The 23,927-nt window shown below is 40.6% G+C and carries 19 protein-coding genes; 11 read left to right on the top strand and 8 right to left on the bottom strand.

Annotation, left to right across the window (positions count from 1 at the left end; genetic code table 11):
• Positions 1–106 precede the first annotated feature (106 nt).
• From C727_RS0117600 to C727_RS0117585, 4 genes are all read right to left on the bottom strand, one after another.
• Positions 107–1,357 carry an NAD(P)/FAD-dependent oxidoreductase gene (locus C727_RS0117600; protein WP_017446987.1) on the bottom strand — a complete coding sequence of 417 codons (1,251 nt, stop codon included), beginning with the start codon at positions 1,355–1,357 and terminating at the stop codon, positions 107–109.
• An 18-nt stretch (positions 1,358–1,375) separates the two neighbouring features.
• Positions 1,376–1,684 (bottom strand): 2Fe-2S iron-sulfur cluster-binding protein, encoded by a 309-nt coding sequence (locus C727_RS0117595; protein ID WP_017446986.1) that lies wholly within the window; start codon positions 1,682–1,684, stop codon positions 1,376–1,378.
• Positions 1,685–1,696: 12 nt separating this feature from the next.
• Positions 1,697–2,854, bottom strand: coding sequence for a cytochrome P450 (locus C727_RS0117590; RefSeq protein ID WP_017446985.1), 1,158 nt, complete (start codon positions 2,852–2,854; stop codon positions 1,697–1,699).
• A 145-nt stretch (positions 2,855–2,999) separates the two neighbouring features.
• A complete protein-coding gene (locus tag C727_RS0117585; protein WP_017446984.1) occupies positions 3,000–3,479 on the bottom strand; it encodes an MOSC domain-containing protein in 480 nt (159 codons plus the stop codon).
• Positions 3,480–3,569: 90 nt separating this feature from the next.
• Here C727_RS0117585 and C727_RS0117580 point away from each other — a divergent pair, with 90 nt between their 5' ends.
• The 11 genes from C727_RS0117580 to C727_RS0117530 all read left to right on the top strand — a co-directional run bounded on the left by C727_RS0117580 (position 3,570) and on the right by C727_RS0117530 (position 15,535).
• Positions 3,570–5,495, top strand: coding sequence for an alpha/beta hydrolase family protein (locus C727_RS0117580; protein ID WP_017446983.1), 1,926 nt, complete (start codon positions 3,570–3,572; stop codon positions 5,493–5,495).
• Positions 5,496–5,526: 31 nt separating this feature from the next.
• Positions 5,527–7,464: an alpha/beta hydrolase family protein gene (locus C727_RS18900; protein WP_017446982.1), complete on the top strand. Its 1,938-nt coding sequence runs from the start codon at positions 5,527–5,529 to the stop codon at positions 7,462–7,464.
• A 201-nt stretch (positions 7,465–7,665) separates the two neighbouring features.
• Positions 7,666–8,088, top strand: a complete 423-nt coding sequence (locus C727_RS0117570) for a hypothetical protein (protein WP_017446981.1) — start codon at positions 7,666–7,668, stop codon at positions 8,086–8,088.
• A 21-nt stretch (positions 8,089–8,109) separates the two neighbouring features.
• Complete coding sequence (locus C727_RS0117565; protein ID WP_017446980.1) at positions 8,110–8,301, top strand: hypothetical protein; 192 nt, start codon at positions 8,110–8,112, stop codon at positions 8,299–8,301.
• Between the two features lie 17 nt (positions 8,302–8,318).
• Entirely contained in the window at positions 8,319–8,606 is a 288-nt protein-coding gene (locus C727_RS0117560; RefSeq protein ID WP_017446979.1) for a hypothetical protein, read from the top strand.
• Positions 8,607–8,672: 66 nt separating this feature from the next.
• A complete protein-coding gene (locus tag C727_RS0117555; RefSeq protein ID WP_017446978.1) occupies positions 8,673–10,211 on the top strand; it encodes an ABC transporter substrate-binding protein in 1,539 nt (512 codons plus the stop codon).
• Entirely contained in the window at positions 10,204–11,142 is a 939-nt protein-coding gene (locus C727_RS0117550) for an ABC transporter permease (protein ID WP_017446977.1), read from the top strand. Before C727_RS0117555 ends, C727_RS0117550 begins: the two co-directional genes overlap by 8 nt.
• A 70-nt stretch (positions 11,143–11,212) precedes the next feature.
• Complete coding sequence (locus C727_RS0117545) at positions 11,213–11,950, top strand: ABC transporter permease (protein WP_237742356.1); 738 nt, start codon at positions 11,213–11,215, stop codon at positions 11,948–11,950.
• Positions 11,931–13,364: an ATP-binding cassette domain-containing protein gene (locus tag C727_RS0117540; protein ID WP_017446975.1), complete on the top strand. Its 1,434-nt coding sequence runs from the start codon at positions 11,931–11,933 to the stop codon at positions 13,362–13,364. Before C727_RS0117545 ends, C727_RS0117540 begins: the two co-directional genes overlap by 20 nt.
• Before the next feature lie 166 nt (positions 13,365–13,530).
• Positions 13,531–15,012 (top strand): methyl-accepting chemotaxis protein, encoded by a 1,482-nt coding sequence (locus tag C727_RS19905; protein ID WP_017446974.1) that lies wholly within the window; start codon positions 13,531–13,533, stop codon positions 15,010–15,012.
• Positions 15,002–15,535: a DUF6436 domain-containing protein gene (locus C727_RS0117530; RefSeq protein WP_017446973.1), complete on the top strand. Its 534-nt coding sequence runs from the start codon at positions 15,002–15,004 to the stop codon at positions 15,533–15,535. Before C727_RS19905 ends, C727_RS0117530 begins: the two co-directional genes overlap by 11 nt.
• Before the next feature lie 31 nt (positions 15,536–15,566).
• Here C727_RS0117530 and C727_RS0117525 read toward each other — a convergent pair whose 3' ends face one another.
• The 4 genes from C727_RS0117525 to C727_RS0117505 all read right to left on the bottom strand — a co-directional run bounded on the left by C727_RS0117525 (position 15,567) and on the right by C727_RS0117505 (position 23,919).
• Positions 15,567–17,342 carry a sulfatase-like hydrolase/transferase gene (locus tag C727_RS0117525; protein WP_155949301.1) on the bottom strand — a complete coding sequence of 592 codons (1,776 nt, stop codon included), beginning with the start codon at positions 17,340–17,342 and terminating at the stop codon, positions 15,567–15,569.
• 5 nt (positions 17,343–17,347) lie between these two features.
• Positions 17,348–20,581, bottom strand: coding sequence for a glycoside hydrolase family 2 (locus C727_RS0117520; protein ID WP_017446971.1), 3,234 nt, complete (start codon positions 20,579–20,581; stop codon positions 17,348–17,350).
• Between the two features lie 407 nt (positions 20,582–20,988).
• Positions 20,989–21,651 (bottom strand): isoprenoid biosynthesis glyoxalase ElbB, encoded by a 663-nt coding sequence (gene elbB / locus C727_RS0117510; RefSeq protein ID WP_017446969.1) that lies wholly within the window; start codon positions 21,649–21,651, stop codon positions 20,989–20,991.
• A gap of 69 nt (positions 21,652–21,720) precedes the next feature.
• Positions 21,721–23,919 carry a hypothetical protein gene (locus tag C727_RS0117505; protein ID WP_017446968.1) on the bottom strand — a complete coding sequence of 733 codons (2,199 nt, stop codon included), beginning with the start codon at positions 23,917–23,919 and terminating at the stop codon, positions 21,721–21,723.
• Positions 23,920–23,927: the final 8 nt, after the last annotated feature.

The following is a 23,927-nucleotide window of genomic DNA, read 5'->3' as shown; positions in this document are numbered from 1 at the left end:
TGCTCTACTTTATTGTTTAGTTGGTTTTTAAAATACAGTTATAACTATTGTATCCAAAGTAAACAATTGACAATGATTCTTTAAAAAATACTCAAATATTTATATTTTAGTTTATAAGTAAATTTTCGGTTTTAAATTCAACGTCCGGGTCAGCGAGCTTACCCTTATCAATTATGGCACCCGACTTGATGAGTTTAGTTGCCAGCACGTAAGCTTTAGCGTTGTTCACAGCATCCACTGACAGTAGCCTGTCGCCGTTAAAATACCAAACCGAAAACTTGTTTTTGCTATCTTTTTCGTTGCGCACCACAAAGTCATCATATCCGGTTGATAAACCTACCATTTGCAACTTAACATCGTACTGATCTGACCAAAACCAAGGCAGCGCGTCGTAGCTGACCGTTTTACCAACAATGGCCTTAGCCGCAACTTTTGCTTGATCAACCGCATTTTGCACAGACTCAAGGCGAATATGAGTTTGATAATGTTGATTGAAAAACCAACTACAATCGCCAATCGCGTAGATATTTTCATCAGTTGTACAAGCAGTTTCATCAACAGAAATACCGTTTTCAATTTTCAAACCTGCGTCTTCCGCCAACTCTAAATTAACACGAATGCCAACCCCTACAATGATCACATCTGCATCAAATGCTTTTCCGTCTGCACAAATCACTCGATTATTATTGTTCTCAGTTTCTATCTTGGTAACATTTTGCCCAGTGCAAACTGAAACACCCTGCGACTCATGCAAGTGTTTAAAATAATCCGACATATAAGGTGCGGTTACACGAGCCAATAAACGAGATTCCCGCTCTAACACAGTCACCTCAGCCCCCATCTTGTTTAATGAAGCTGCGGTTTCAAGTCCAATATAACCGCCGCCAATCACAACCACTTTTTTTCGTCGACTTTGTAAAAAGGCATTGCGGATATTTTCTACATCTGCGGCCGTACGCAGCGGATATAAATGATTAACCGTTTGCATACCTTCAATCGGCGGCATTAACGGCCTAGCACCACTGGCAATCACCAATTTGTCGTAATTTTGCACCTGACCATTATCCAAGGTAACTGATTGTTCGCTTCGGTTAATCGCTGCAACACGCACACCTAGGCGAAGTTGAATATCATTTTTTTGGTAGGCTTCTTCGGCTTTTAAAGCATGCTTTTCTATCTTATCAGAGCTGCTTAAATAAGCTTTTGACAACGGCGGTCTGTGATATGGCAAAACCGGATCTACATCAAACAAAATAATGTCACCTTGCCAACCTTCTTTACGAAGCGCAAACGCAAAGTTCACTCCGCCATGACTGGCACCAATTACCACACAGGTTTGTTGATTTTTCGTTGTCATCGTAGATCCTATTTTAACTTATTGTGCAACGCGTAAAATCACGCCATCAATTTGCTCGTTCAGCTCAATTTGGCAACACAAACGGCTATACTCGTTTGCATTATCATCTAGCTCTAACATATCTTGCTCGATTTCACTGGCACTACCCACTTTTGCCAAATGTTCTGGCGCTACATGAACATGACAAGTTGCGCATGAGCAAACGCCACCACAATCACCATCAATACCAGCCACATCATTTTGTACTGCCAGTTCCATTACCGAACCTGAATCTCCTTCTAAAGTGATTTGTTCATCATCTGCCGTAATAAAAGTAACTTTTGCCATTTTAATATCCTCTTATGCGTTCTTAAATTTAACAGTTAAACTATCAAAACCGACTTTTCGCTTGAACTGCTCAAGATCTTCAATATTTTCTTTGCACTCTAAAATTTCAATTGAGCTCACTTTTTGTGCCAAACTCTTTAATAATAAATTCATTATGGTTCTGGCATGGGTTGCGCCCAAACAGTTATGTGTACCAAAACCAAAACTAATATGCGGGTTCACTTTTCGGTCTAAAACAACTTCATTTGGTTTTTCGAACACACTTGCATCTCGGTTCGCTGAAGCCCAACATAAAGACACTCTGGTATCTGCTTTAACCGCATGCTCACACACTTGGGTATCTTGGGTCGCGACGCGCCCCATATGAGTCAGTGGCGCAAAATAACGGATCAGTTCTTCAACCGCTTTGCCGGTAATTTCAGGTTCAGCTTTTAAACGCGCGAGTGATTCAGGATGCTCGCCAAAATAGGCAATTGAGTTAGTGACCGCATTAATGACTGTGTCTCGGCCACCGGCAAAGGTCAGTATCATTACGCCCTTAACTTCTTCTTTAGTTAATTTTTTGCCGTTGACTTCTGAGTTTAATAACACCGAATATAAGTCATCGCCTGGCTTTGCCGCGGCGCGTTCAATCTGTTCGTCAATATAATCGTACAGAATATTGGCTTTATCACCATCCAAAGCAACCCCTTCACTTCTAAATACATGGGTGCCCCAGCCAATCCAAACCTCTGATTCTTCATACGGGGTGTTTAATAATAAAGTAAGCGCACGTGATTGTAATTTAAGTGAAAACTCAGAGACGGTTTCAACCGAGTCTTTATTTAAAACCTCATCCAGTAGCTCATCAATTTGCGCTTGCAGTTTTTGTTGGTAGTCATCATTGAGTGGTCGTTTAAACCAAGGGTCCAATAGTTTTCTAAAACCACCGTGCTCAGGCGGATCAACTTCAAAAGGAATTTGCCGTGTCTCTCTAATATTCACTTCAGACGGCACTACGATACGGCCGGGTTTGGCACCGGATTGAAATGTTTTCCAATTGTGAGCCGATTTTCGAACATCTTTTAAGCGCAATAAAATTTGCACAGGGTCATCTTGATCATTCATATAACCGACACCCGACTCAACTCGTGCTTGTTCAAAAGGATCAGGCAATTCACTTTTATTCATATCTCAGCCTCACAAAAAATGCTTCTTAACAATAGCTGACATTATATTGATAACATTTTTTTAAAATACACAGATCATGAATAAAAATATTAAATATTTGTCCTTATCTGGCGGTTTTTGCCAATAAATATCAAAAAAATAATATTTAGAGTGCTTTTACCTCATCCTGTAACTGAATTCGGCCACCTCTAACCACGGTTGCTGTGATACCACCATGCCCGCGCACCGCATTGTAGCCGCCCGGCCCAAAAGCTTCATCCATCCGGCGACAAGGATGACAGAGGCCGGTCCCTCTTAATACAACCTCACCAATTAAAAACTCGCTGTCTTTAAACGCCAGTAAATTGATACCGGCTACCACAATATTACGCCGCAACTGCTGTGGCGTGACTTCTGGTACATTTAATAGCGCCGCCATTACTGCAAGATGTTCAGCCTGAATCAGGGTCACTTGGCGTTTGTTATGACGCGGCGCGTAATAATGATCTCCGTCGAGACCGCCAAGCTCGCTTATCCACACGTCCGTCATCGGTTGCAAAGGCGCTCGCCTTTGTGGACGTATCCCAATCCAAGTGACTTTACCGATTTGCGCATGTGTTGACCTTAGTTGATTAAAATCTGACATATCACCTCTTCAGTTGGACCTTTTGCAATTTAAAAAAAATAGAATAAAATAAAACATATCTTAAATATTTTGTAAAAGGATGTACTCACAGTGTTAAAATATCTATTTCGCGTTTTACTTCTGTTTCTTCCCTTAGGTACTTTTTTTGTAGCTGCCAACACACCACCTGTTTCTGCTTACAGTTATTTACCAGAAACCAGTATGGTTCGTTTGTCCCCATCGGCTAAATACATAAGTTTTAGATACGTCAAAAATGATGATAACTTTATCTTAGTCAAAGATTTAAAAACCGGTAAAGTGGTGGGTGGTATTAATATTGGCGAGTTAAACCCTAAAAACGCTTATTTTATTGATGACAACCAAATTCTGTTAGTGGCGTCTGAATATCGCTCAATTTATGGTTTTGAAGGGCGAGAAAATATTAGCACAGCTTTTATTTACAATATAAAAAATAAAGAACTTAGGCAGCTATTAATTCCCGGTTATGGAATTTATCCAGGTCAAACTGGCTTGGGCCGTTTAATTGGCATCTCACCCGATAAAGCCTATGCCTATATGCCAGCCTATGTTGGCGAGCGCCATGAAACACCCCGTTTTGACTTGCTTAAAGTCAACCTAAATCAAAAACGTATGCCCAGACGTCACGCCGGTGGCACCCGTGATACCATTGATTTTTTTATCAATGATAAAGGAGAGCCACTAGCGCGGGAGCGTTTTAACCAAAAGCGAAATCTGCATATTATCGAAGCCATGCATGATGGGCGCTGGATAAGTATTTTTGAATTAGAAACCCAATATCGCACCCACTCTTTTGTTGGTCTTACCAAAGACTATCAATCGCTCGTATTTATTGCTGGGCATCAAGATAACTCCGCCTATTATACTATGTCATTAAAAGACGGCACTATTTCGACCCCTTATTTTGCCAAAAAAGGCCGCACCATCACTAGGGTGCTGACCGACCTGAAACGCGTTGTTTATGGTGTTGAATATGGCGGATTAAAACCTAGTTATGAATTTTTTGATAAAAAAATAAGTCAGACTATTGCTGGGTTGCAAGCCGAGTTTCAATCAAACAGCGTTTATCTCACCGACTATTCTCAAGATTGGAGCAAGCTTATTTTTTATCTAGAGGGCAATGAGTTTGCTGGTGACTATATTTTAATTTCCGGTAAACAGGCTGTTCATCTGAGTGCGAGTCGCCCCAAAATTCCTTCTCAACTGATTAACCCAGTCTCTATTGGTGAGTATAAAGCAGCCGATGGTTTAACCATTCCAGCTCTGATCACTGAACCTGTCAAAAAATCTGATAAAAAATACCCCTTAATCGTTTTGCCTCATGGCGGCCCTGAGACAAACGATAAGTTTGGTTTTGATGATATCGCTCAATTTTTAGCTAGCCGAGGGTATTTAGTCATTCAACCCCAGTTTAGAGGCTCAACAGGATTTGGTGCTCGGTTTATTAACTTGGGTTATGGTGAATGGGGTCGCAAAATGCAAAGCGATTTAAATGATGCTATACCCTATGCCGTTGATCACTTTAATGCCGATGCAAACAAAGTCTGCATCATGGGCTGGAGCTATGGCGGCTATGCAGCCCTATCGGCCGCTGCTTTTAATAGTGGCTTGTACAAATGTGCTATTTCTATCAACGGCGTTTCTGATTTAACCGCCATGTTAGCCTATGAAGAAGATAAACATGGTGAAGACCATGAAATCACAGAGTACTGGCAACAAGCCATTCAAAATGACCGCTATAGTGAGGATGATCTTGACCAATTATCGCCAATCAACTTTGTTGCTGATATTAATATCCCAGTGCTTTTATTTCATGGTGAAGACGATACTGTGGTCCCTTTTGAGCAATCCGAAGACATCTATGATGAATTGGAGGATATGGATAAAACGGTCGAATTTATTGAACTAGAAGATGAAGGACACTCGATTTTAAATAACAATGCCAGCCGCTATGTGGTTTTGAAAAAAGTCGAAAGTTTTTTACAAGCACACTTATAAATAAATCAGAACGAAAAATACAGGATGTCACATGGTATCAAAAAAAACATGTTTTTTATTTACAGCTTTATTTATCATTTTTGCGGCTCTGCCGCTTAAAGCTGCGATAACCCCACCCGTCGCAGCATACAGTTACCTGCCAGAAACTGATATGTTTCGGATCTCGCCTGACGCTAAATACCTAGCATTTAGACATGCAAAAAACGGCCAAAATAGGTATGTTGTTAATAGCTTAGAAACAGGAAAAAGAGCCGGTTCAATTAATATTGGTGATTTAGATCCGAAAGACATTTATTTTATAGACAATAATAGAATCATCTTTGTCGTGTCAGAATTTCGGAACTTTTTAGATTATATAGATGGCAAAGATCACTATAGTTCAGCTTATATTTATGAGATAAAAAGCGGCGAAGTTAGACCTTTATTAGTACCGGGTTATGGCATTTATAAAGGGCAAACAGGTCTAGGACGATTATTAGGGTTATCAGAAGATAAAAATTATGCTTATATGCCCGCTTATGTTGGCGGCGCGTTTGAAGATCCCACCTATAATTTACTGCAAATTGATTTAACTAAAAAGCGAAAACCCAAAACCATTGAACGCGGCACCTACGACACTAGGGATTATTTTGTTAATAACAAAGGCGAGCTGATCGCACGTGAACAATTTAATAGCCAAAAAGGGGTTCATTCGATAGAAGCTTTAGTAGACGGTGAATGGAAACTGATTTTTTATGATCAAACACGCCTTCGCAGCCACGCGTTTGTTGGACTGACACCCGATTTTAAATCTTTAGTTGTTTTACGCGCACACAATGACCGCAGAACTTATTATACGATGTCGCTACACGACGGCACCTTCTCTCAACCTCGTTTTGTCAAAGCCGGCAAAGGGGTTAGCCATGTAATGAGCAATGCTCAACGTGTGGTTTACGGGGTTGCCTATGAGGGATTTAAACCGACTTACGAATTTTTTGATGCCAATCTTTCTAAAAACATTAGAAACATTCAAAAACAATTTCCACAAAATAGCGTACGTATTGTTGATCACAGCCAAGACTGGAAACATATTATTTTGCATATCGAAGGCAACGAGTTTGCTGGTGACTATGTGTTACTGTCCAACGGTAAAGCACAACATATAGTTGCAGATAGACCGCAAATTGGCATGGATTTAATTAATCCGGTGAGCATTCTTTTTTATAACGCCAGTGATGGTTTAAAAATTCCAACCTTATTAACACGACCCAAACACGAAAAATCCGGTAAACGCCCTCTGATTGTCATGCCGCATGGCGGACCGCGTAGCCATGACACTTTTGGTTTTGATTATATGGCGCAATTTTTGGCGAACCGTGGTTATATGGTCATTCAACCTCAATTTAGAGGTTCATCTGGGTTTGGCTTTCGATTCGCTAATAAAGGTTACGGCGAATGGGGTCAAAAAATGCAATCGGATTTAAATGATGCAGTTAATTTTGCGGTCACAAAACATAATGCAGATCCTGAGCGTGTCTGCATGGTCGGATGGAGTTATGGCGGTTATGCAGCTTTGTTAGGGGCGGCCCTTAATAGTGATATCTACCGCTGTGTGGTATCAATCAATGGCGTTTCAGACCTTGTCGAAATGCTATCATATCTAGAAGAACGGCATGGTGAAGATCATGAAATAACCTACTACTGGAAATCTACCATCACCAAACATATCTCTTCTGAAAAAGAGGTTGCAAAGATTTCTCCCATTAATCATATCGAAAACTTTAACGTGCCGGTTTTATTATTTCACGCTAAAGATGATCTCATCGTACCGCCAGTGCAATCTGAAAATATCTATGACGCACTGCTCGATGCAGGGAAAAAGGTAGAATTGATTCAGCTCGATCAAGAAGGTCATTCAATTAATAATAATAACGCGAGCCGCTTTGTCGTCCTGAAAAAAATCGAAAGTTTTTTAAAACAACATTTATAACAAGCTTCTATTCCTGCGCTATCAATAAGGCCGTCTCCACGGCCTTTTTTATCTCCTAGCCTCCAGTAACTAGGCTATAAAATGACGGCTCCATAAATCATAGCAGGCCGGCATCACAGACTAATTTTTTATAAAAAACATTTTACAAAGCCATATAATTAATCGATAATGATACTAATTATCATTTAGATTGAGGTATATATGAATCGCTGGCAAAAGTTAATGCAGCAAGGCAATGTTCATTATAGCGACAATAATTTTGCCAAAGCTGCGCTTTTTTATCATAGAGCCATTCGACAGTTAGAAATTCAAAAAGAAAATAAACCAGAATCAATTGAAGCTGTTCAAGGGTGGATCTGTGGTTTTCATAATCTGGCACAAGTTTTTCAACGCACGGGCGACATCGAAAAAGCGCGTGATTGTTTAATAATACCCCATCAAACTATGTTAGCCGTTAGTCGCAATAAAAAAGCGAGTAACCAACAACAGGTGAACGCCATACAAGCGTTAAAACTAACACTGATCCCACTATTAGAGTTTGCTCAAAAATATCCAACGTGTGAGCACTGTTTGGAATCTTTATTAGAACAATACCAGAATCAATTTCGCCGAGTTCTACATTAATTATTAATAAGAGGATTAAACATGAACAAAAAAGTGATTTATTTTTCCGCTATTTTAATCGCTACTTTTTTGGCTAAGTTATTTAATGATAATACGCTAGCAGAAACAAGTATATCGGCATCGGCTCCACTCTATGGCGCGGTTTGGTTACTGCCTTGTGTGGTAGGATTCGGTCTATTTACATGCAGTCTTTTGCTCAGATCTAAAGAATAAAACAACGGAGAGGACTTATGTTAGGGATTAGCGTGATCAAAATGTTTGGCTCAAATCGCTGTGTGCAAACAGAAACCGACCAGTATGTTGTATTTAGCCGATTCTTTTTAGTTAAACGCCTCGCGATTAATGATCTTGTGAAAGTTCGACATGCAAGATACGGCATTGTCCATCAACAAATTAAGTACATAGATTCTAACGGCATTGTTTGGCTCGCAGACGATGAAAATAATGGGTTAGATACTTTACAAATGGGCCCCATTCAGCCACATATGATCATAGGTAAAGCAGTTTTTTATTTTTAATTACCGATAATAATTTAACTCAATTTCCGGTATTATCTGCTTAACATCAATAAAGCCGATATTACTATGACTTTTATAAAATTAGTGATAGCCGTTTGCGCTGCTGTATTTTTATTTACGGCTTGCACTCAGCCCCAAGAGAAATCTTCTATTCGTATCAGCGGCCCGTTTGAAGCCATCACCTTAGATCCGTCAATTTCTGGTTTTATGTTTAGCCGCTTGGAAGTTATACAAACCTTAGTCGATGTTAATCCTAGCGGAGAATTAGTTCCATCGTTGGCCACTGAATGGTTTAGTTCAAAAGATGGCACTGTGTGGACATTCAAGCTACGCAAAAACGTGCAGTTTCATAATGGCCGGCTATTGACAGCAAATGATGTTACCAATGCCTTAAAAGTAGCGCTAAATAAACCCGGCCCTATTCAACATGCAGGCATTGTTCAAATCAAAAGCGAAAACAACGACCAGATCCACATTTATCTAAAAGACAGCTACCCTGCTCTGCCATCCGTGTTAAGCAACTATAGCACAGCCATTTTGGCTCGAGAATCATACGACAAACCAGGTTCAGTTAAAGAACTGATTGCCACAGGCCCTTATCAAATAAGTGAATTTGCTCCACCTCATCAAATTAAAGTGACAAAATTTTCCGATTTTTGGGGTCAAACCGCACGGATTAAATCGGTTGAATATATTACCGGACATCGCTCTGAAAGTCGGGCTATGATGGTTAGAACAGGGCAAGCTAAAATAGTTTACAATTTAGATCCGGCCACTTTAACGTCATTAAAAACTTATAAAAATGTGCAGGTTCATCGAACAGAAATACCTCGAACTATCATGGTTAAACTCAATTTGGCTCATCCTCATCTTGCTGATCCAAACGTTCGCAAAGCACTGAGTTTAGCAATCGATAGACAAGCAATCGCCAGTCAGATTTTAAAAGCACCAGGCAGCGCTGCAAACCAAATTTTTGGGCCGATTTTAAAAAATTGGCATTTAGCCAAACTTGAACCCGAGTATTCCAACGTCATGGCTGCACAAAAATATTTAAAATCCGCAGGCTGGCAGTTAGCTGACGACCACCTCTGGTATAAAAACGGCGAACCACTCTCATTGAACTTAATAACCTACGCAAACCGCCCTGAATTGATAGTGTTAGCCACAGTTTTACAAGCCCAATGGCGAGAACTAGGTATATTAGTTCAGGTCCTCATGGAAAATAGCAGTGCCATCCCTTCAGGTCATGCTGACGGCAGTTTAGAAATGGCATTAATTGCCCGTAACTTTGGTACTATTGGCGATCCTTTTGGTTTAATTTTAAACGAATTTAGCCACAGTGATGGTGGTGACTGGGGGCCAATGAATTATACCAATGCTGAGGTATTTACAACGTTAAACAAAATGCGAACACTTAATGACAATCAAGAATTTTTTAATTTAGCTCAACAAACCGCAAGCTTAATCCAACAAGATATTCCATTGATCCCAATCGCCTATTATCTACAATCCAGTGCGGTCAGCAATTCTATCCAGCAATTTGAATTTGATCCCTTTGAGCGTTCTTTTTTAATATCCCGAATGTCTTTGCAAGATAATGAATAAAATTTTATATCATCGAGCCTGGCAGTTGGCTTTTTTGCCCATTGCCATTGGTAGTTTTACTTTTTTTCTTGTTCGTGCGCTACCTGGCGATATTGCTTATAAAGTAGCTGCTGGTCGTTATGGTGATGACGCAGTCAGCAGTGCCGCTGCTAGCGCCGTGCACTCTGAGCTTGCCCTTGATGAGCCAGTTTATCAACAATATCTCAACTGGCTATGGGATTTGTGCCAGCTTAATTTAGGCAATAGCTTAGTTAGCGGAGCGCCAATAACCAAAGAATTAGCGCACCAATTGGCTTATACAGGACAGCTAGCAGTCACAGCATTGCTACTGAGCGTATGTATCAGTATCCCTATTGGCGCCCTGCGAGCTAAATATGCCGGTGGAGGATTTGACAACGCTTGCTTAGTAGTCGCTGCGGTGATCCGTGCTCAACCCGTTTTTAGTTTGGGTTTATTGCTTATTATGCTATTTGCAATCAAATTAAATTGCTTTCCTGTGGCTGGCTTTGGTGGCGCGGAATATCTTTTTTTACCCGCACTAACACTCGCTTTATCTTTGGCTGCCGTGTCTAATCAGTTTGTTCGTGACCAACTATTAACGGTATTTTCATCCGAATATTATCAGTTTGCACAAATCAAAGGACTAGCGGGCAAAACATTGTTTTTCTCGCATGGTTTGCGCAATATTTCTGTTCCTATGTTGTCATTATTTGGCATCCAACTTATCGGTTTGGTTGAAGGCGTAATTATGATCGAAAGTCTCTTTGCTTGGCCTGGTATCGGCCATGCCCTATCACACGCCGTTTTTGCCCGAGATATTCCTATGCTGCAAGGCACAGCGCTCACTCTAGCTCTAGCATTTGTATTCATTAATACCCTAGTCGATCTGCTCTGCCAACATTTGGATCCTAGGTTAAATAAAGATATATAAGATGTTTAACAACTTTTCAAAAAGCCAACGCTTCGCATCGATACTTCTTTTATTGTTGGCAGTATTTGCAATGACGCAACCTGTTATCCAGCAACAAACAGTTGGCAGTCAGGATCTAAATAAAATATTAAATACGCCTTCTTTCGAGCAGCCGCTCGGTACCGACCAATACGGCAGAAGTATGTATGTACGTCTTGCAGCAGGTCTGCGTCTGTCTTTTTGGTTGGCGGGATTATCTGTTGTTACTTCCTGTATTATTGGTACTGGCTTAGCCATATTCGCCGCCTGGTGCCGCGGAAGAACAGAGACTCTCTTAGATGCGCTTATTAATAGTTTAATGGCATTGCCAGGTTTGATTTTAGTGCTCTTGTTTGCTGCTGTGATACCTGGTTCTTTTGTAATGATCTATTTGGCAATATCTATTGTATTATCGCTTGAATACTATCGGGTTATTAAAGCCAGTAGTAAGGCTATTTTAAACAGCCCTGCGGTTGAATCCTCGCAGTTGTTAGGGTTTAACCATGTTTACATTTTAAAGCGCCACTTGTTACCTGAGTTAAAACCCAGCCTCTTCACTCTGTCAGCATATGGCGCAGCGAACGCAATCTTAATGATGGCGTCGATAGGTTTTGTTTATGTCGGTTTGAAACCACCCACAGCAGAACTCGGCTTGATGATTGTTGAATTATTTCCCTATTATGAAGAAGCCCCTTGGTTACTTTGCCAACCCCTAGTTGTACTCTTTACTGTCGTATTATCTCTTAACTTGCTTGCCGGAAAAAACAATCATGCAATTGAAAATAGATAAGTTAACGATTTATAGCGACGAAAACCTAACGACTCGTGCGCACCTTTCAGACCGCAGAGCTTTATTAGGTCCACTCAATTTTAGTTTTTCGGATCAAGAGCCTGTGACAGTTTTAGGCCACACAGGCGCTGGAAAAAGCTTACTCGCGCAAGCGTTAATGGGTACGTTGGCAGTAAACCTGACCGTTACTGGCACACTCACCATTAACGGCCGTATATTTGATTTGGCAGACCGTAAAAAACTTCAGGCTTTGTGGGGCAAAACTCTGGTCCTTTTGCCCCAAGAGCCTTGGAACGCACTGAACCCGTTAAAAAAGGCCGCTTCACAAATTATCGAAGTAGGTAGGTTTGTATTAAACCAAGATAAACAAACCGCATCGAAACAAAGTATACAGCGGTTAGCCACACTATCTTTAATGGATTGTCAAAACAAATACCCACATCAACTATCTGGTGGCATGGCTCAACGCTTGACCTACGCGATCATCAGCTGTGCCAATACGCCTGTTATGATCCTTGACGAGCCAAGTAAAGGGCTTGATAAAACAGCGGTGGAACAACTTTTTAAACAAATTAAACACACCAGTCAGCAAGCTGCACTACTGACAATCACCCATGATTTAGCGCTCTGCCAGCGGTTAGGCGGCAAACTCTTAATAATTCAACAGGGTCGCCAGCTTGCTTTTGCACAAACAAAACAACTTTTCACCTGCCCGAGACTGCCCTATCTAGAGCAACTCATCGCTGCAACTAAACCTCCGTCGATACACAAAAAATTTGGTTCAGTGAATGAAGTCCTGCTTGAGATGAAGGATATTCAGTATTCCATCTCTGGTAAAACAATTCTTAACAATGTCAATTTAACACTTAAGTGTGCTCAAATAACGTTAATACAGGGCATAAGCGGGGTCGGTAAAAGTACCTTAGGTGATCTAATCTGCGGTCTAAAACGGCCCAGCCGCGGACATCGCAGTGTTGATAATCAAGTTGGTAAACTTGAAATACAAAAAATTTACCAAGAACCGACCGCAGTATTTGCACCCGGCATCCCGCTTAAGCTGTTATTTAAAGATGTTTGTAAACTACATCAAATTAAATTTTCATCAGTCCTGAACGGAATGGAAAAACTTAAACTGGATGTTAGCCTGCTGCAAAGAGACAAATCCAGCTTAAGTGGAGGCGAATTGCAACGATTTGCGCTTTTGCGGGTATTTTTATTAAAACCCAAAATCATAGTCGCGGATGAAGTGACCTCCAGATTAGATGAATGTCATAGCCGAACGATCCTAGAGTTATTGATTAACTACTGTTATGAACAAAACGCCGCCCTAGTTATTATTAGCCACCAAACAGAGCAAATCGTTACGTTGGCTGACCAGATCATTAGCTTAAAGCCGGTACTGAACAAGCGATGAAAAATCTCATTTATGTGAATTGAACCCAGTACTTGACTAGACGTTTTGATAAGTGTTTTCTAACATTAAAAATTAAATGATCTCTTTAGTTTAAACGCCCGTTTGATACCCATTCTAATTAAACAAATAATACGCACCGGATTGCACACTTTTTATGAGGTAAGTTATGCAATACCCTTGGATTGCCCGCAGCAATAAAATATTTATTGGGGTGTTATTCACTCAATTTATCATATCTATTGTGATCGCTTTTTTTACAAATACTTGGTTTGAAGCGTTTGGCATTGGCATATTTATATTATTATTGCCAGTCGCATTCACTTTTACTGAACCCTTTAACCCGATAACCCGACATACTTTGGCAGTCGCCAGCCAAGTATTTGCAGCCTTGCATATTCAACAAACCATGGGTCTCACTGAGATACACTTTGAAATTTTTGTGGTATTGGCATTTTTATCGTTTTATCGGGATTGGAAGGTCATAGGCACGGCAGCCGGCTTTGTCGCCATTCATCATATTGTATTTTATATATTACAACAGCAAGGCTCCCATACCTATATACTTGAGCAGGGACATCTACAGATATACATTTTAGTGATACATGCGGCTTTTGCATTAGCCGAAGCCGGAGTTTTGATGTATGGCGCACGTAAAACTCACAATGAAGCAGTTGCTGCGCTATCGTTAAAAGAAACAATCAATAAAATATTGGCCCAGTCTGGCCATTTTAACTTATCGGTCGCCATAACCAATAATAATCCAGATTTAACTGATTTTAACCGCTTAATAGGATCCGTTAGAGATTTTGTGGAAGATACACAGACGGTTGCAAATCATGCTTTAGGGGTCAGTCAAAGAGTAACCAAACTTTCACAAAACAGCCAAAACTCAATTGATCAAAGTGTTTTGCAAATTGAAAAAATTGCCGCCGCAGCCGAGCAAATGTCTGCCGCAAATCAGGCAGTAGAATCACGCACGCAAACCGTTAACTCTTTAACCTCAACAGCGAGTGAGCGTAGTGAAAGTGCTAAACAAATCATGCAGACGACCAATAATGATATGACTCAGTTAGAAACAGATCTCACCAAAACGTCAACGAGTATGCAGTCGCTTGCCAGTCAGTGTAAACAAATTGAGATTGTGATGGATGCGATCAAAAACATTTCTGATCAAGTGAATTTACTGGCGCTAAATGCTGCGATAGAATCTGCTAGGGCTGGAGAACACGGCAGAGGGTTTTCTGTGGTAGCCGACGAGGTTCGCTTGCTCGCCGGGCGAACTCGAGAGAACGCTGATCAAATTAGCGATATCACTCATCAGTTGATGACAGATGCAGATGCATCCGTTGACCAGATGCAAATTTGCCTTGATCGCACCGGTCAAGTGGTCAATGGCGCCCAATTAGCCAGCGAATCTATGCTGCAGGTTGCAAATATTATAAAAAAAGTTGATGAGAACATGTCGTCGGTTGCAGTAGCGGCCAATCAACAAACTCAGGTCGCAAACGAGATATCTGATTCAACCCACACCTTATTGCAAACTTCAGCCTCATTGCAAGCAGACGCCGAGCAAGCTCAAGTTGAAATAAAACAATTAGATGCTGATATTCAACGTTTTAATCAGGACATGAAAAAATTTGCCGTATAAAAAAATATTAATTTATTCAACCAGTGCGATTTGGTTAGCCGCATTATTGCTCTTGCTCTGGTTCAGTTTTAATAAACGTTTAGTGGAATTTGATCCGCACGGGCAACTTGGTCAAGCCATTTTACAGCCAGAATTTGATCAAAATTTTGCTAATTTAATATCGACTGAGCGTAACCGACGCATTTTTCATATCCGCGCAGGTGGCTGCCAATGTAACTGGATTGCCAGTCGGCATATCAATTCGGTTGCTGCACTTGCTGATCAGAACAATTATATTAACCAAACTATTGAATTAACAAATGACTCCACACTAGCAAAAATTATCCCATCAACCCCAGCTGTTGCGGTATTTGATGATAATGGAAGGTTAGCCTATTTTGGCCCTTATGCAGCGGGTGCCTGGTGCTCACCTGGGCAAGGGTTAGTTGAGAGTTTTCTTAAAACTGGCCAGCACTTGCAAAAACAAGGTGCAAGTATTTTAACTGAGGTCAAAGGCTGTTATTGTGCCAGCGAGCCGCATTAACTGCTCGCTGGACACTGCAATCAGACTGTTTTTAACGAACAACCTCCAGTGTAATTGAGTCTTGAATGCCATCTGTTAAAAACTCAGGCGATTTATTGTCAGCTAATGGCCTTGCATCACTCCATGAATAAAGGCTAATGGTCACCTCACCTGCTTGATGCGCAGTAACCTCGCCAAATTTATTAACAGTTGCAATCTGCGGATTGCTCGAATGCCAAATAACCCCATCACGTGTTGCATTGATAGGCGTCACTTCTGCATCCAAATCAAAAGTTTCACCCACTTTTAATTCAGATATATCAGCAATAATCTCTACCGATTCAACAGGTTTAATTTGACGAGACTCAACTACCTTTTTCAACCTCAACATGGCTTCGTATTGCTCTGGTGTCAGGTTTTGCATATTCAAGCCTGAATAGCGGCGTACACTGAATCTAAGTTCAACATAACGGTCGCCTGCTTTTTCGTATGGGTCATTTTTTAGATCAAAAAATCTACCTTGCGGAAAATAGACACTTGGGCCGTAGTATTTAAAGTTTTTATCAAATGCAAAACTGATTTTACGCGGATCTTTAACTTCATGATAGAGGCCATTGCCCATATACCAGCTGTAAATATGGTCTCTGTGTTCTTCACGACTTTGCCCGGTTGCTTGCGCCCAAAAGCTCTTGCCATCTAAACGGGTTTCAGACGGTATTTTTATACCTGCAGCTTCAGCAATGGTTGGAAAAACATCTGTTAAATAGGTTAAACCATCATAGCTACGCACTTGGCCATCACCTGCAGGTACCGTACCAGGTTGGTTAACCACCATACCGACATGGATACCAGGGTCAGCGTTTCCACCTTTACGAGATGGATAGACACTTCCATCGGGTAATACATGATGGAAAATTTCTTTGGTGCCGTTATCTCCCATTACAATAATCAAGGTTTCTTCACGTAGATTAAGCTGATTCAGCTTGTTTACTACTTTGCCGATAAGCTTATCTGTATATTCAATCATGTCACCTAAATATTTAGGCTCATCGCCCTTATGACCATTTCGGTTATGCGTTGCTTCATCATAGTTGTCAAAGATACTGTTTGGTTTAGTATCTGGGGTCGGTTTATGGTCATCATGCACTAAAGCCATTGGATAATACAAAAAGAAAGGCTTGTCTTTATTTTGTTCGATAAAATTAAGTGCCGCTCTGTTGTATATATCCGGGCCATACCAACGTCGTCCTGTTTCAGGATCTAAATCTGTGCGACCTTGATAATTAGCAATCTCCCCGTTTATGACGAGGTTGGGGTTGATAAAACGCTGCCCTTCGGTCACTACATCAAAAGCGACATAATCATCCCAACCAAACTCACTAATATATTGTTTACCTGGAATATTTGAGGTACCACGGGTTTGTTTCCATTTTCCGTACATACCAGTTGCATAACCTGCGCGTTGAAAAACATCACCAAAGGTAATATCTGAATGATGCTGGGATTTAGGCTTTAAATAATTGCGGTCATTCTGCTTGCCACTCATTAATGCGATTCGAGTATTTTCGCATAGCGGATGAGTAAAAGCATTTTCCATTCTAAGGCCAGTTTCAGCCAGTTTATCGATATTTGGCGTTGAAAAAGTAATATCTTCAAATTCACCTTTTACTGAACGAATACGATTTGCGCCATAGGTTGTCATGCCATAGTGGCTTAAATCGTCAATTAAAATCAAAACCACGTTTGGTTGTGACTGTTCTGCCGCGCTCGCGGCGCCCGAAAGGGAGACCGCTGCGCCTAACATTAGCGATAATAGTTTTTTCATCATTTAACTCACTCAAAAGCAACCGGTGATAAGGTAAACGAAAATTCGTATTCGTCAGCCGGGATCTGGTACTTTTCAATCGGCGCAGCTTTTGCGCTCCAAGAGTCGGTACCCCCAACACCCGCTTGTTTAAAGTCAATATTCATGTGATAAGCTTGTTTATCATTTAACTGATAGGTATGAGTTGCCTGATCTAGCGCTTGTGTGGACCAAGGTAACACACTAAAACTGAGTGTTTTTTCTGCCGTTACACGCATTCCTCGTCCCGTCCAGTCAATCAAATTAAACCAATAAGTCCCTGTTCTTAACCCTTGCTCCTGAGGTCTAACATAGGGTTCGATAAAGTCGGCAAGGCGTCCCGAATAAACACCTGTCATTGCGCCTTGGTTACGGTCGACATAATTTTCAAATGGCCCTTTACCAAAATAACTTAAATTAACCACCTTTTTAGTCAGTTGAGCCGTCAGACCAATACGAGGCAAACTAGGCAATGATGGGTCGGCTTCGAGTTCGTAATCAACTTCGATTTCGCCATTTCCATTTATGCTGTATTCAATTTCTAACTCAATTTTGTCATCCAGTTTAAACTCAGTTGACACCACCACTTGATACTCGTCTTGCTCAACTTCAAAATCAGTTAACACTAATTTATCCGCTGCGCTTTGCCAGAACCCTAAGGTTTCATGTGTTTTCCAACCTAAACGATCATTATCAGTTTGGGCACGCCAGAATTGAGGTTTTAGCGGACCATCGATGATTGGCAATTCACCTTTAAAACCAGCGACACTATAACGGTTTAATAAACCTAATTGTTTATCAAATTCAACAGTAAAGTTTTCGTTTGAAACGGTAAGCTTGTTGGCAGAATCAGCCACCGTCATTTTAATTTCTGTATCATCTTCATCGGCCTCTTCAAACCAAGGCAACTTAAACTCTTCAACCGCAACTTGATATCCGGCAGGTGCCCATAGCGTTTCAGATTTTTGGTTTAAGCTGAGTCGTAAAAAGTAATGTGCACCGGCTTTGAGTTCAGGTTCATCAAAATCAATATCTATTGATTCGGTCTGACCTGCAGCCACCGCTAAATCAGTGATGCGACCTTGTTCAATAATTTTTCCATCTTCTTGCAATGACCAACGTAGCTCGTATGCCGATAAATCAGCAAAAAACTGGCGATTTAAAATGTTAATTTCTCCATCTTCAGCATCCTCGGCAGTAAACTTAACCGGCTGAAATACGTATTTGGCTTCCATCAATGCAGGTTTCGGTTGACGATATGAATCAACTATACCATTAATACAGAAGTTACTATCGTTTGGCTTATCACCAAAATCACCACCATAAGCTAAAAAGGTTTTGCCATTCGGAGCTTTTTTAACTATGCCTTGGTCAATCCAATCCCAAATGTAACCGCCAATCAGGTTGTCATTCGCCCACACCATGTCCCAATATTCCGCTAAATGACCAACAGAGTTACCCATCGCATGAGCATATTCACACATTAGAATAGGACGTTTGATATACGGGCTATCCGCTAATCCTTGAAGTTGCTCTAAGCTTGGATACATACGGCTGATCACATCAACAAAGGGTGGATCCGTTGGGTTAGCTAAATCAGTATGGCGTTTTGCAAATTCATGTGGACCGGCAAAACGACCATCTAACGGTTTATATTCAGGGTGTGTCGGATCACCTTGCGCACCCTCGTAATGGATAAAGCGTGTTGGGTCATAATCTTTGATCCAACCAGCAGCAGCGGCAAAACCAGGCCCAGTTCCGGATTCATTCCCAAGCGACCACGAAATGATAGAAGGATAGTTTTTGTCCCGCTCAACCATATTTACAATACGTTCCATAATGGGCTGAGTCCAGCTCGTTAAGTTAGCAAGTTTACCGCCAACCCCATGGCTTTCAACGTTCGCTTCGTCCATAACATATAAACCATACTCGTCAGCTAATTCATATAAATATGGATCGTTTGGATAATGAGATGTACGAACTGAATTAAAGTTGTATTGTTTTAATAGCAAAACATCTTCTAAAATATCCTGTCGGCTTAATGCTTTACCTTTAGTCGCATGGTGATCGTGACGATTAACACCAATTAATTTAATGCTTTGACCATTAATTAATAATTGACCTTTTTGGTTGATTTTAACGTCTCTAAAACCAACTCGAGTTGAACGAGACTCTATTAATTGACCACCAGCATCTGTCAGCGACATCACCATGGTATATAACTCAGGTGTTTCAGATGTCCATAAACGTGGATTCTTGATTTCGACCGAAAAATCGGCAAACGCTACATTATCGCGTTGTGGATATTTTAAAACAGATAACTTGTCAACTGGCTTAACAAGTTCAGGCAAGTTGATTTTTTGCAGTTTGTCGTCGTATAAATCAACTTTAACCTGCCAACCTTTAGTATTGATTTTTTCTGGATTAGTAATATCGGTTTTAACTTCAAGAATCGCTTTGTCATAACCATCGGTAAATCTAGTGCGAACCGCAAAATCTCTAATCGCCACTTTAGGTTCAGCTAATAAAAGGACTTCACGATGGATACCGCTTAATCGCCAGTGATCTTGATCTTCTAAATAACTGCCGTCGCTCCAGCGGAATACTTGCACAGCAATTTGATTTTGGCCAGGAGTAACATAGTCACTGATATCAAATTCGGCAGGTAATGCACTGCCTTGGCTATAACCAACTTTTTCACCATTTACCCAGAGATAAAAAGCCGAAGAAACACCGCCAAAGTGCAAGATAATACGCTCGTCTTGCCAAGCTTCCGGTAAGTCAAATGATTTTAAATAAGAACCCACTGGGTTATCGCGAAGAATTTTTGGTAATTCAACCGGAAATGGATAGGTCGAGTTGGTATAGATAGGTTGACCAAAGCCTTGTAATTCCCAGTTGCCAGGTACTTCGATATTGGACCAACCCGAACTATCAAAGTCGGCTTGAAAAAAGTTTAGCGGACGTTTTTCATCATCGTCGGCATAGCTAAACTTCCATTGCCCATTTAATTTGAGCATTCGTGACTGTTCGCGATCACGTTGAACAGCAAGATTTTTATCAGCAAAAGAGTACGAAGTGGCACGCGCAGGTAAACGATTAATCTGAGTAACTGCTGGATTTTCCCAATCGTTTAGGGGCGACGCCTGAATCGAACTGGTAAATGAAGCAGCCGTCAAGCTGCAAAGCGAAACGAGACGGCCAACAGATTTTATTATTGTCATAAATAATTCCTAACAGAATTTAGCAAAAACCTAATAAAAGATTAGCGTAATTAAATCATATATAAACAATAAATTCTATATTTGATATAAACAAACTGTTAGAAAATTTACTTTTTTTACAACTTTTTACGTTTTACAAATATTTATTTAGAGGTTCTCCCATTAAATAAATTAATTGAAGTTGACTGTGCATATGCTGATATTTGCTGATATTGAGCCGTCGTTAACGAGTATTTTGCTGCACATACTCCGTCAACTTTGCCTTCTGATGGTAATAATCTAAAAATGTTTTATCTAAATCACCTAGCTGCATAATAAAATCCCTATCGCCAATCGGTTCAAAGGTCACATACCGATGAAATTCCTATAGGCAATAGGTATTTTGCAATAAGTTAATTTTTTTGTTGTTAAACTTTAACCAGATCGATAACAGCTTTAACCAGTTTATTGATACCCGCTTGGGCTTCGAGTAAGTTTTCGGCCAACATATAAGCAGGGGTTGAAACTGCTTTATGAGTTTTATCGATGACAATTTGATCAACTTTACAGCTGACATGCTCACCGCCTCGGCGAGTTGCAATATTGGCGGCATCAGAATCTTCACCCAAAGTCAGTTTAATGCCATCGCCATAAACCAGCGGCAACAATACGGGGGCGATACACATATAACCAACTGGTTTGTCCGCATCTTTAAAGGCTTTTAAAATAGTCAAAACATCACTTTGAATACGATAGTCTTCACCGGCATACGCAAAATCCGACAAGTTTTTTGCCACACCAAATCCGCCAGGGACTATTAATGCATTAAATTCGTTTACAGATAAATCAGATAACGGCAAAACATCGCCGCGGCAAATGCGGGCAGCTTCTACCAACTGGTTTCGCTCCCCCTTTTCAACTTTGCCGGTTAGATGATTAACCACTTCGGCCTGCTCACAATCGGGTGCAAAACATTGATACTGGATCTGGTTTTCTTCTAACGCCAAACGGGTTAACACAACTTCGTTAATTTCGGCGCCATCATAAACACCACAACCGGATAAAATCAGGGCAAATTTTTTCTGTGACATGTTTCCTCCATGTGTATATTTAACGTTCAACTTGATGGTCGCATATCCGCCACTAAAATCATACGTTTGTTATTTTAAATAACGCCCTTTTTCATAATCATTGACAATTTTTCTCGACGGATTGCGGCAGGTATTTGGGGCATCAGAAAAATATAAACAATTCGGCCTTCCTTGTGTAAAGGTTAAGCGAACGGACCCACTATAACGCTTATTCAAAGCACTAAAATAATAACCCGCGGTTAACTGGTTGGCACGGCCTTGGGGGTCAGTTGAAAGAAGATTGATGTTCGCCACACTATTTTTTTCATAACGGTTGAGCATCCACCCGCGCGCATTTTCACTGATCAAATCATCCAATAAATGGTGAAAATTAATATTCTTTGCTGGGAGGGGTTGCTGGTAAATCGCTTGTAAATCAGCCAATCGATAGTTGCCAGTTAATGTTAATGGTGATTTTTTACTTACAAAACGATAAAAATTGTCTTCAAAACGTTTTAACCCTAGATTATTACATTTGTTTTTTTGCACCAAGAGATCCATTTCACCTTTCATATCAAGCGCATCGTCAATCATATTTCGGGTTGCAAACGGGTCTTTTAATGCGTTTGTTAGCATTTTAATACCTAAACCGGCTGCCAGATGTTTACTCTTTTGATACAAAATAGGATCTGCATATAAACCTGTAGGGACGTCAACCCAACTACTGCAAGTACGACTGACTTCATTCCCATAAATATTGCGGCCAACAGTTTCCATTGAGCATTTACGCACTGTCATAGGCACTCTATTTGCAGGTAAATAAGCATGGCAATGCCGTCCAAACGCTGTTAAATACTGCTCGAACAATAATGCCGTTGCTTGCCCAGTCGCTGTCAACCGAGCCGCTTTAAAATCACCTAGATAAAGCGCAGTTAATTCGGTTTCAAACGACAAGTCTTCAGCAGTAAAGCTGTTTAGGTCAAGCTGCGCGGCGCTATACGCAGGTTTAAAGGCCAATAATTGCTGCAATTTTTGAGTTTGAGTTTGTTTAAGATCTTGATACAGAGGCTGAGACTGATCGCTTTGTGTTGCTAGGCCTGCCAATAAACTAAGCAATGTTTGTGGTCTTTCGGCTTTTTCTATCTCTTGCAACAGGTTTGGCGTGACAGCTCGTAAAAGAGATAAGCGCTCTGCTTGCGTTTGACTGAGATATTGTTTAACTGATGCATCCATTAAAATGGGCTGATGATAACGATTAAATTTTTTCTCCTCTAATACTAACCGAGTTAACTTATCTCTGTCTGAAATACTTTCAGTCATTATTTTAGAGCGCGCTGCTGTATTATCAGCCAAGATCTGAACCAACAATTTTTGTTTTTGTTTTGCAAAAATATCATTCACTTGGTTTTGCTGCTGCACTGATAATACTTGTGTTAATGCATTGTAAGGCCCTGCTTCGATCGGCTGTAAATTAACAATCGCTTTGTCACCTTGTTTTTGTTGCAACGCAAATTCGCTAGCTATTTTATAGATATCACTTGATATTTTTTCTTTCAATAATGCATGTGCTAACGCAACATTTGACTGACTTAAATGTCGTTTGTTGTTTGGTAACGGCGTAAATTTGTTTTTTAGCGGCTGCACTTGCCGTTGAACATCAAGCAATTCAATAATCTGAGCAAAGTTGCTGATCGGCTGCATTAGCTTTTGTTGGTATAGCTGGATACCGGCTCGGTTAAACGCCAAATAATTTTCTTCTGCTTGCAGTCTCGATAACTGTTGTTTTGCCTGAAACAAACCGCTGGGCAATTGCCGCGCATAACGGGAGAATTTTGTTTGGTTTATTTGCTTATGCAATTGCTGACTATTTTTGAGGTAGTTTTTTTGTAACTGATAGAGGCGCTCAAAATTTTCTTTTGAGGTTTTTTTAAAGGCGCTTATTTTTTCAAAATGCTGATCTTGGTTTGAAATCGCTTGTTTACCTTGCCACAAACGCTCGGTATCCCGCCGTGAACTCTGCTGTTTTTGTGCGATCTCTTGGTAACTTTGGTAGTCGTGTCTAACGGCATCCGCTAAAGGTACTAACGATGAAACTTGTTGCTCACCGGCTAATTGTTTTAACGTTAAAAAACGCGCGTATACAATAGGAAAGTCAGTGTTAATTTTGTGAGCATTTTGGCGAACTTGGTTTGATTGAAAATTTAACCATTGTTCGGTTTGAGGGACATTGATGGTAGAACGACAAGCGAATAGCAAGCTGCATATTATGATCAGTATCAGGCGGTTCATGATTAGTC

This window comes from Gayadomonas joobiniege G7 (assembly GCF_000300815.1).
Lineage (GTDB): Bacteria > Pseudomonadota > Gammaproteobacteria > Enterobacterales > Alteromonadaceae > Catenovulum > Catenovulum joobiniege.
Note: the sequence above shows the minus strand (reverse complement) of the source record. Positions and strands in the feature narration are given on the sequence as shown.

Coding starts and splice junctions, on each gene's coding strand:
- C727_RS0117595 (WP_017446986.1), bottom strand. CDS start 1,684: ATGGCAAAAGTTACTTTTATTACGGCAGATGATGAACAAATCACTTTA.
- C727_RS0117600 (WP_017446987.1), bottom strand. CDS start 1,357: ATGACAACGAAAAATCAACAAACCTGTGTGGTAATTGGTGCCAGTCAT.
- C727_RS0117590 (WP_017446985.1), bottom strand. CDS start 2,854: ATGAATAAAAGTGAATTGCCTGATCCTTTTGAACAAGCACGAGTTGAG.
- C727_RS0117525 (WP_155949301.1), bottom strand. CDS start 17,342: ATGATGAAAAAACTATTATCGCTAATGTTAGGCGCAGCGGTCTCCCTT.
- C727_RS0117545 (WP_237742356.1), top strand. CDS start 11,213: ATGACGCAACCTGTTATCCAGCAACAAACAGTTGGCAGTCAGGATCTA.
- C727_RS0117505 (WP_017446968.1), bottom strand. CDS start 23,919: ATGAACCGCCTGATACTGATCATAATATGCAGCTTGCTATTCGCTTGT.
- C727_RS0117540 (WP_017446975.1), top strand. CDS start 11,931: ATGCAATTGAAAATAGATAAGTTAACGATTTATAGCGACGAAAACCTA.
- C727_RS0117550 (WP_017446977.1), top strand. CDS start 10,204: ATGAATAAAATTTTATATCATCGAGCCTGGCAGTTGGCTTTTTTGCCC.
- C727_RS0117570 (WP_017446981.1), top strand. CDS start 7,666: ATGAATCGCTGGCAAAAGTTAATGCAGCAAGGCAATGTTCATTATAGC.
- C727_RS0117565 (WP_017446980.1), top strand. CDS start 8,110: ATGAACAAAAAAGTGATTTATTTTTCCGCTATTTTAATCGCTACTTTT.
- C727_RS0117560 (WP_017446979.1), top strand. CDS start 8,319: ATGTTAGGGATTAGCGTGATCAAAATGTTTGGCTCAAATCGCTGTGTG.
- C727_RS0117555 (WP_017446978.1), top strand. CDS start 8,673: ATGACTTTTATAAAATTAGTGATAGCCGTTTGCGCTGCTGTATTTTTA.
- C727_RS0117520 (WP_017446971.1), bottom strand. CDS start 20,581: ATGACAATAATAAAATCTGTTGGCCGTCTCGTTTCGCTTTGCAGCTTG.
- C727_RS19905 (WP_017446974.1), top strand. CDS start 13,531: ATGCAATACCCTTGGATTGCCCGCAGCAATAAAATATTTATTGGGGTG.
- C727_RS18900 (WP_017446982.1), top strand. CDS start 5,527: ATGGTATCAAAAAAAACATGTTTTTTATTTACAGCTTTATTTATCATT.
- C727_RS0117585 (WP_017446984.1), bottom strand. CDS start 3,479: ATGTCAGATTTTAATCAACTAAGGTCAACACATGCGCAAATCGGTAAA.
- elbB (WP_017446969.1), bottom strand. CDS start 21,651: ATGTCACAGAAAAAATTTGCCCTGATTTTATCCGGTTGTGGTGTTTAT.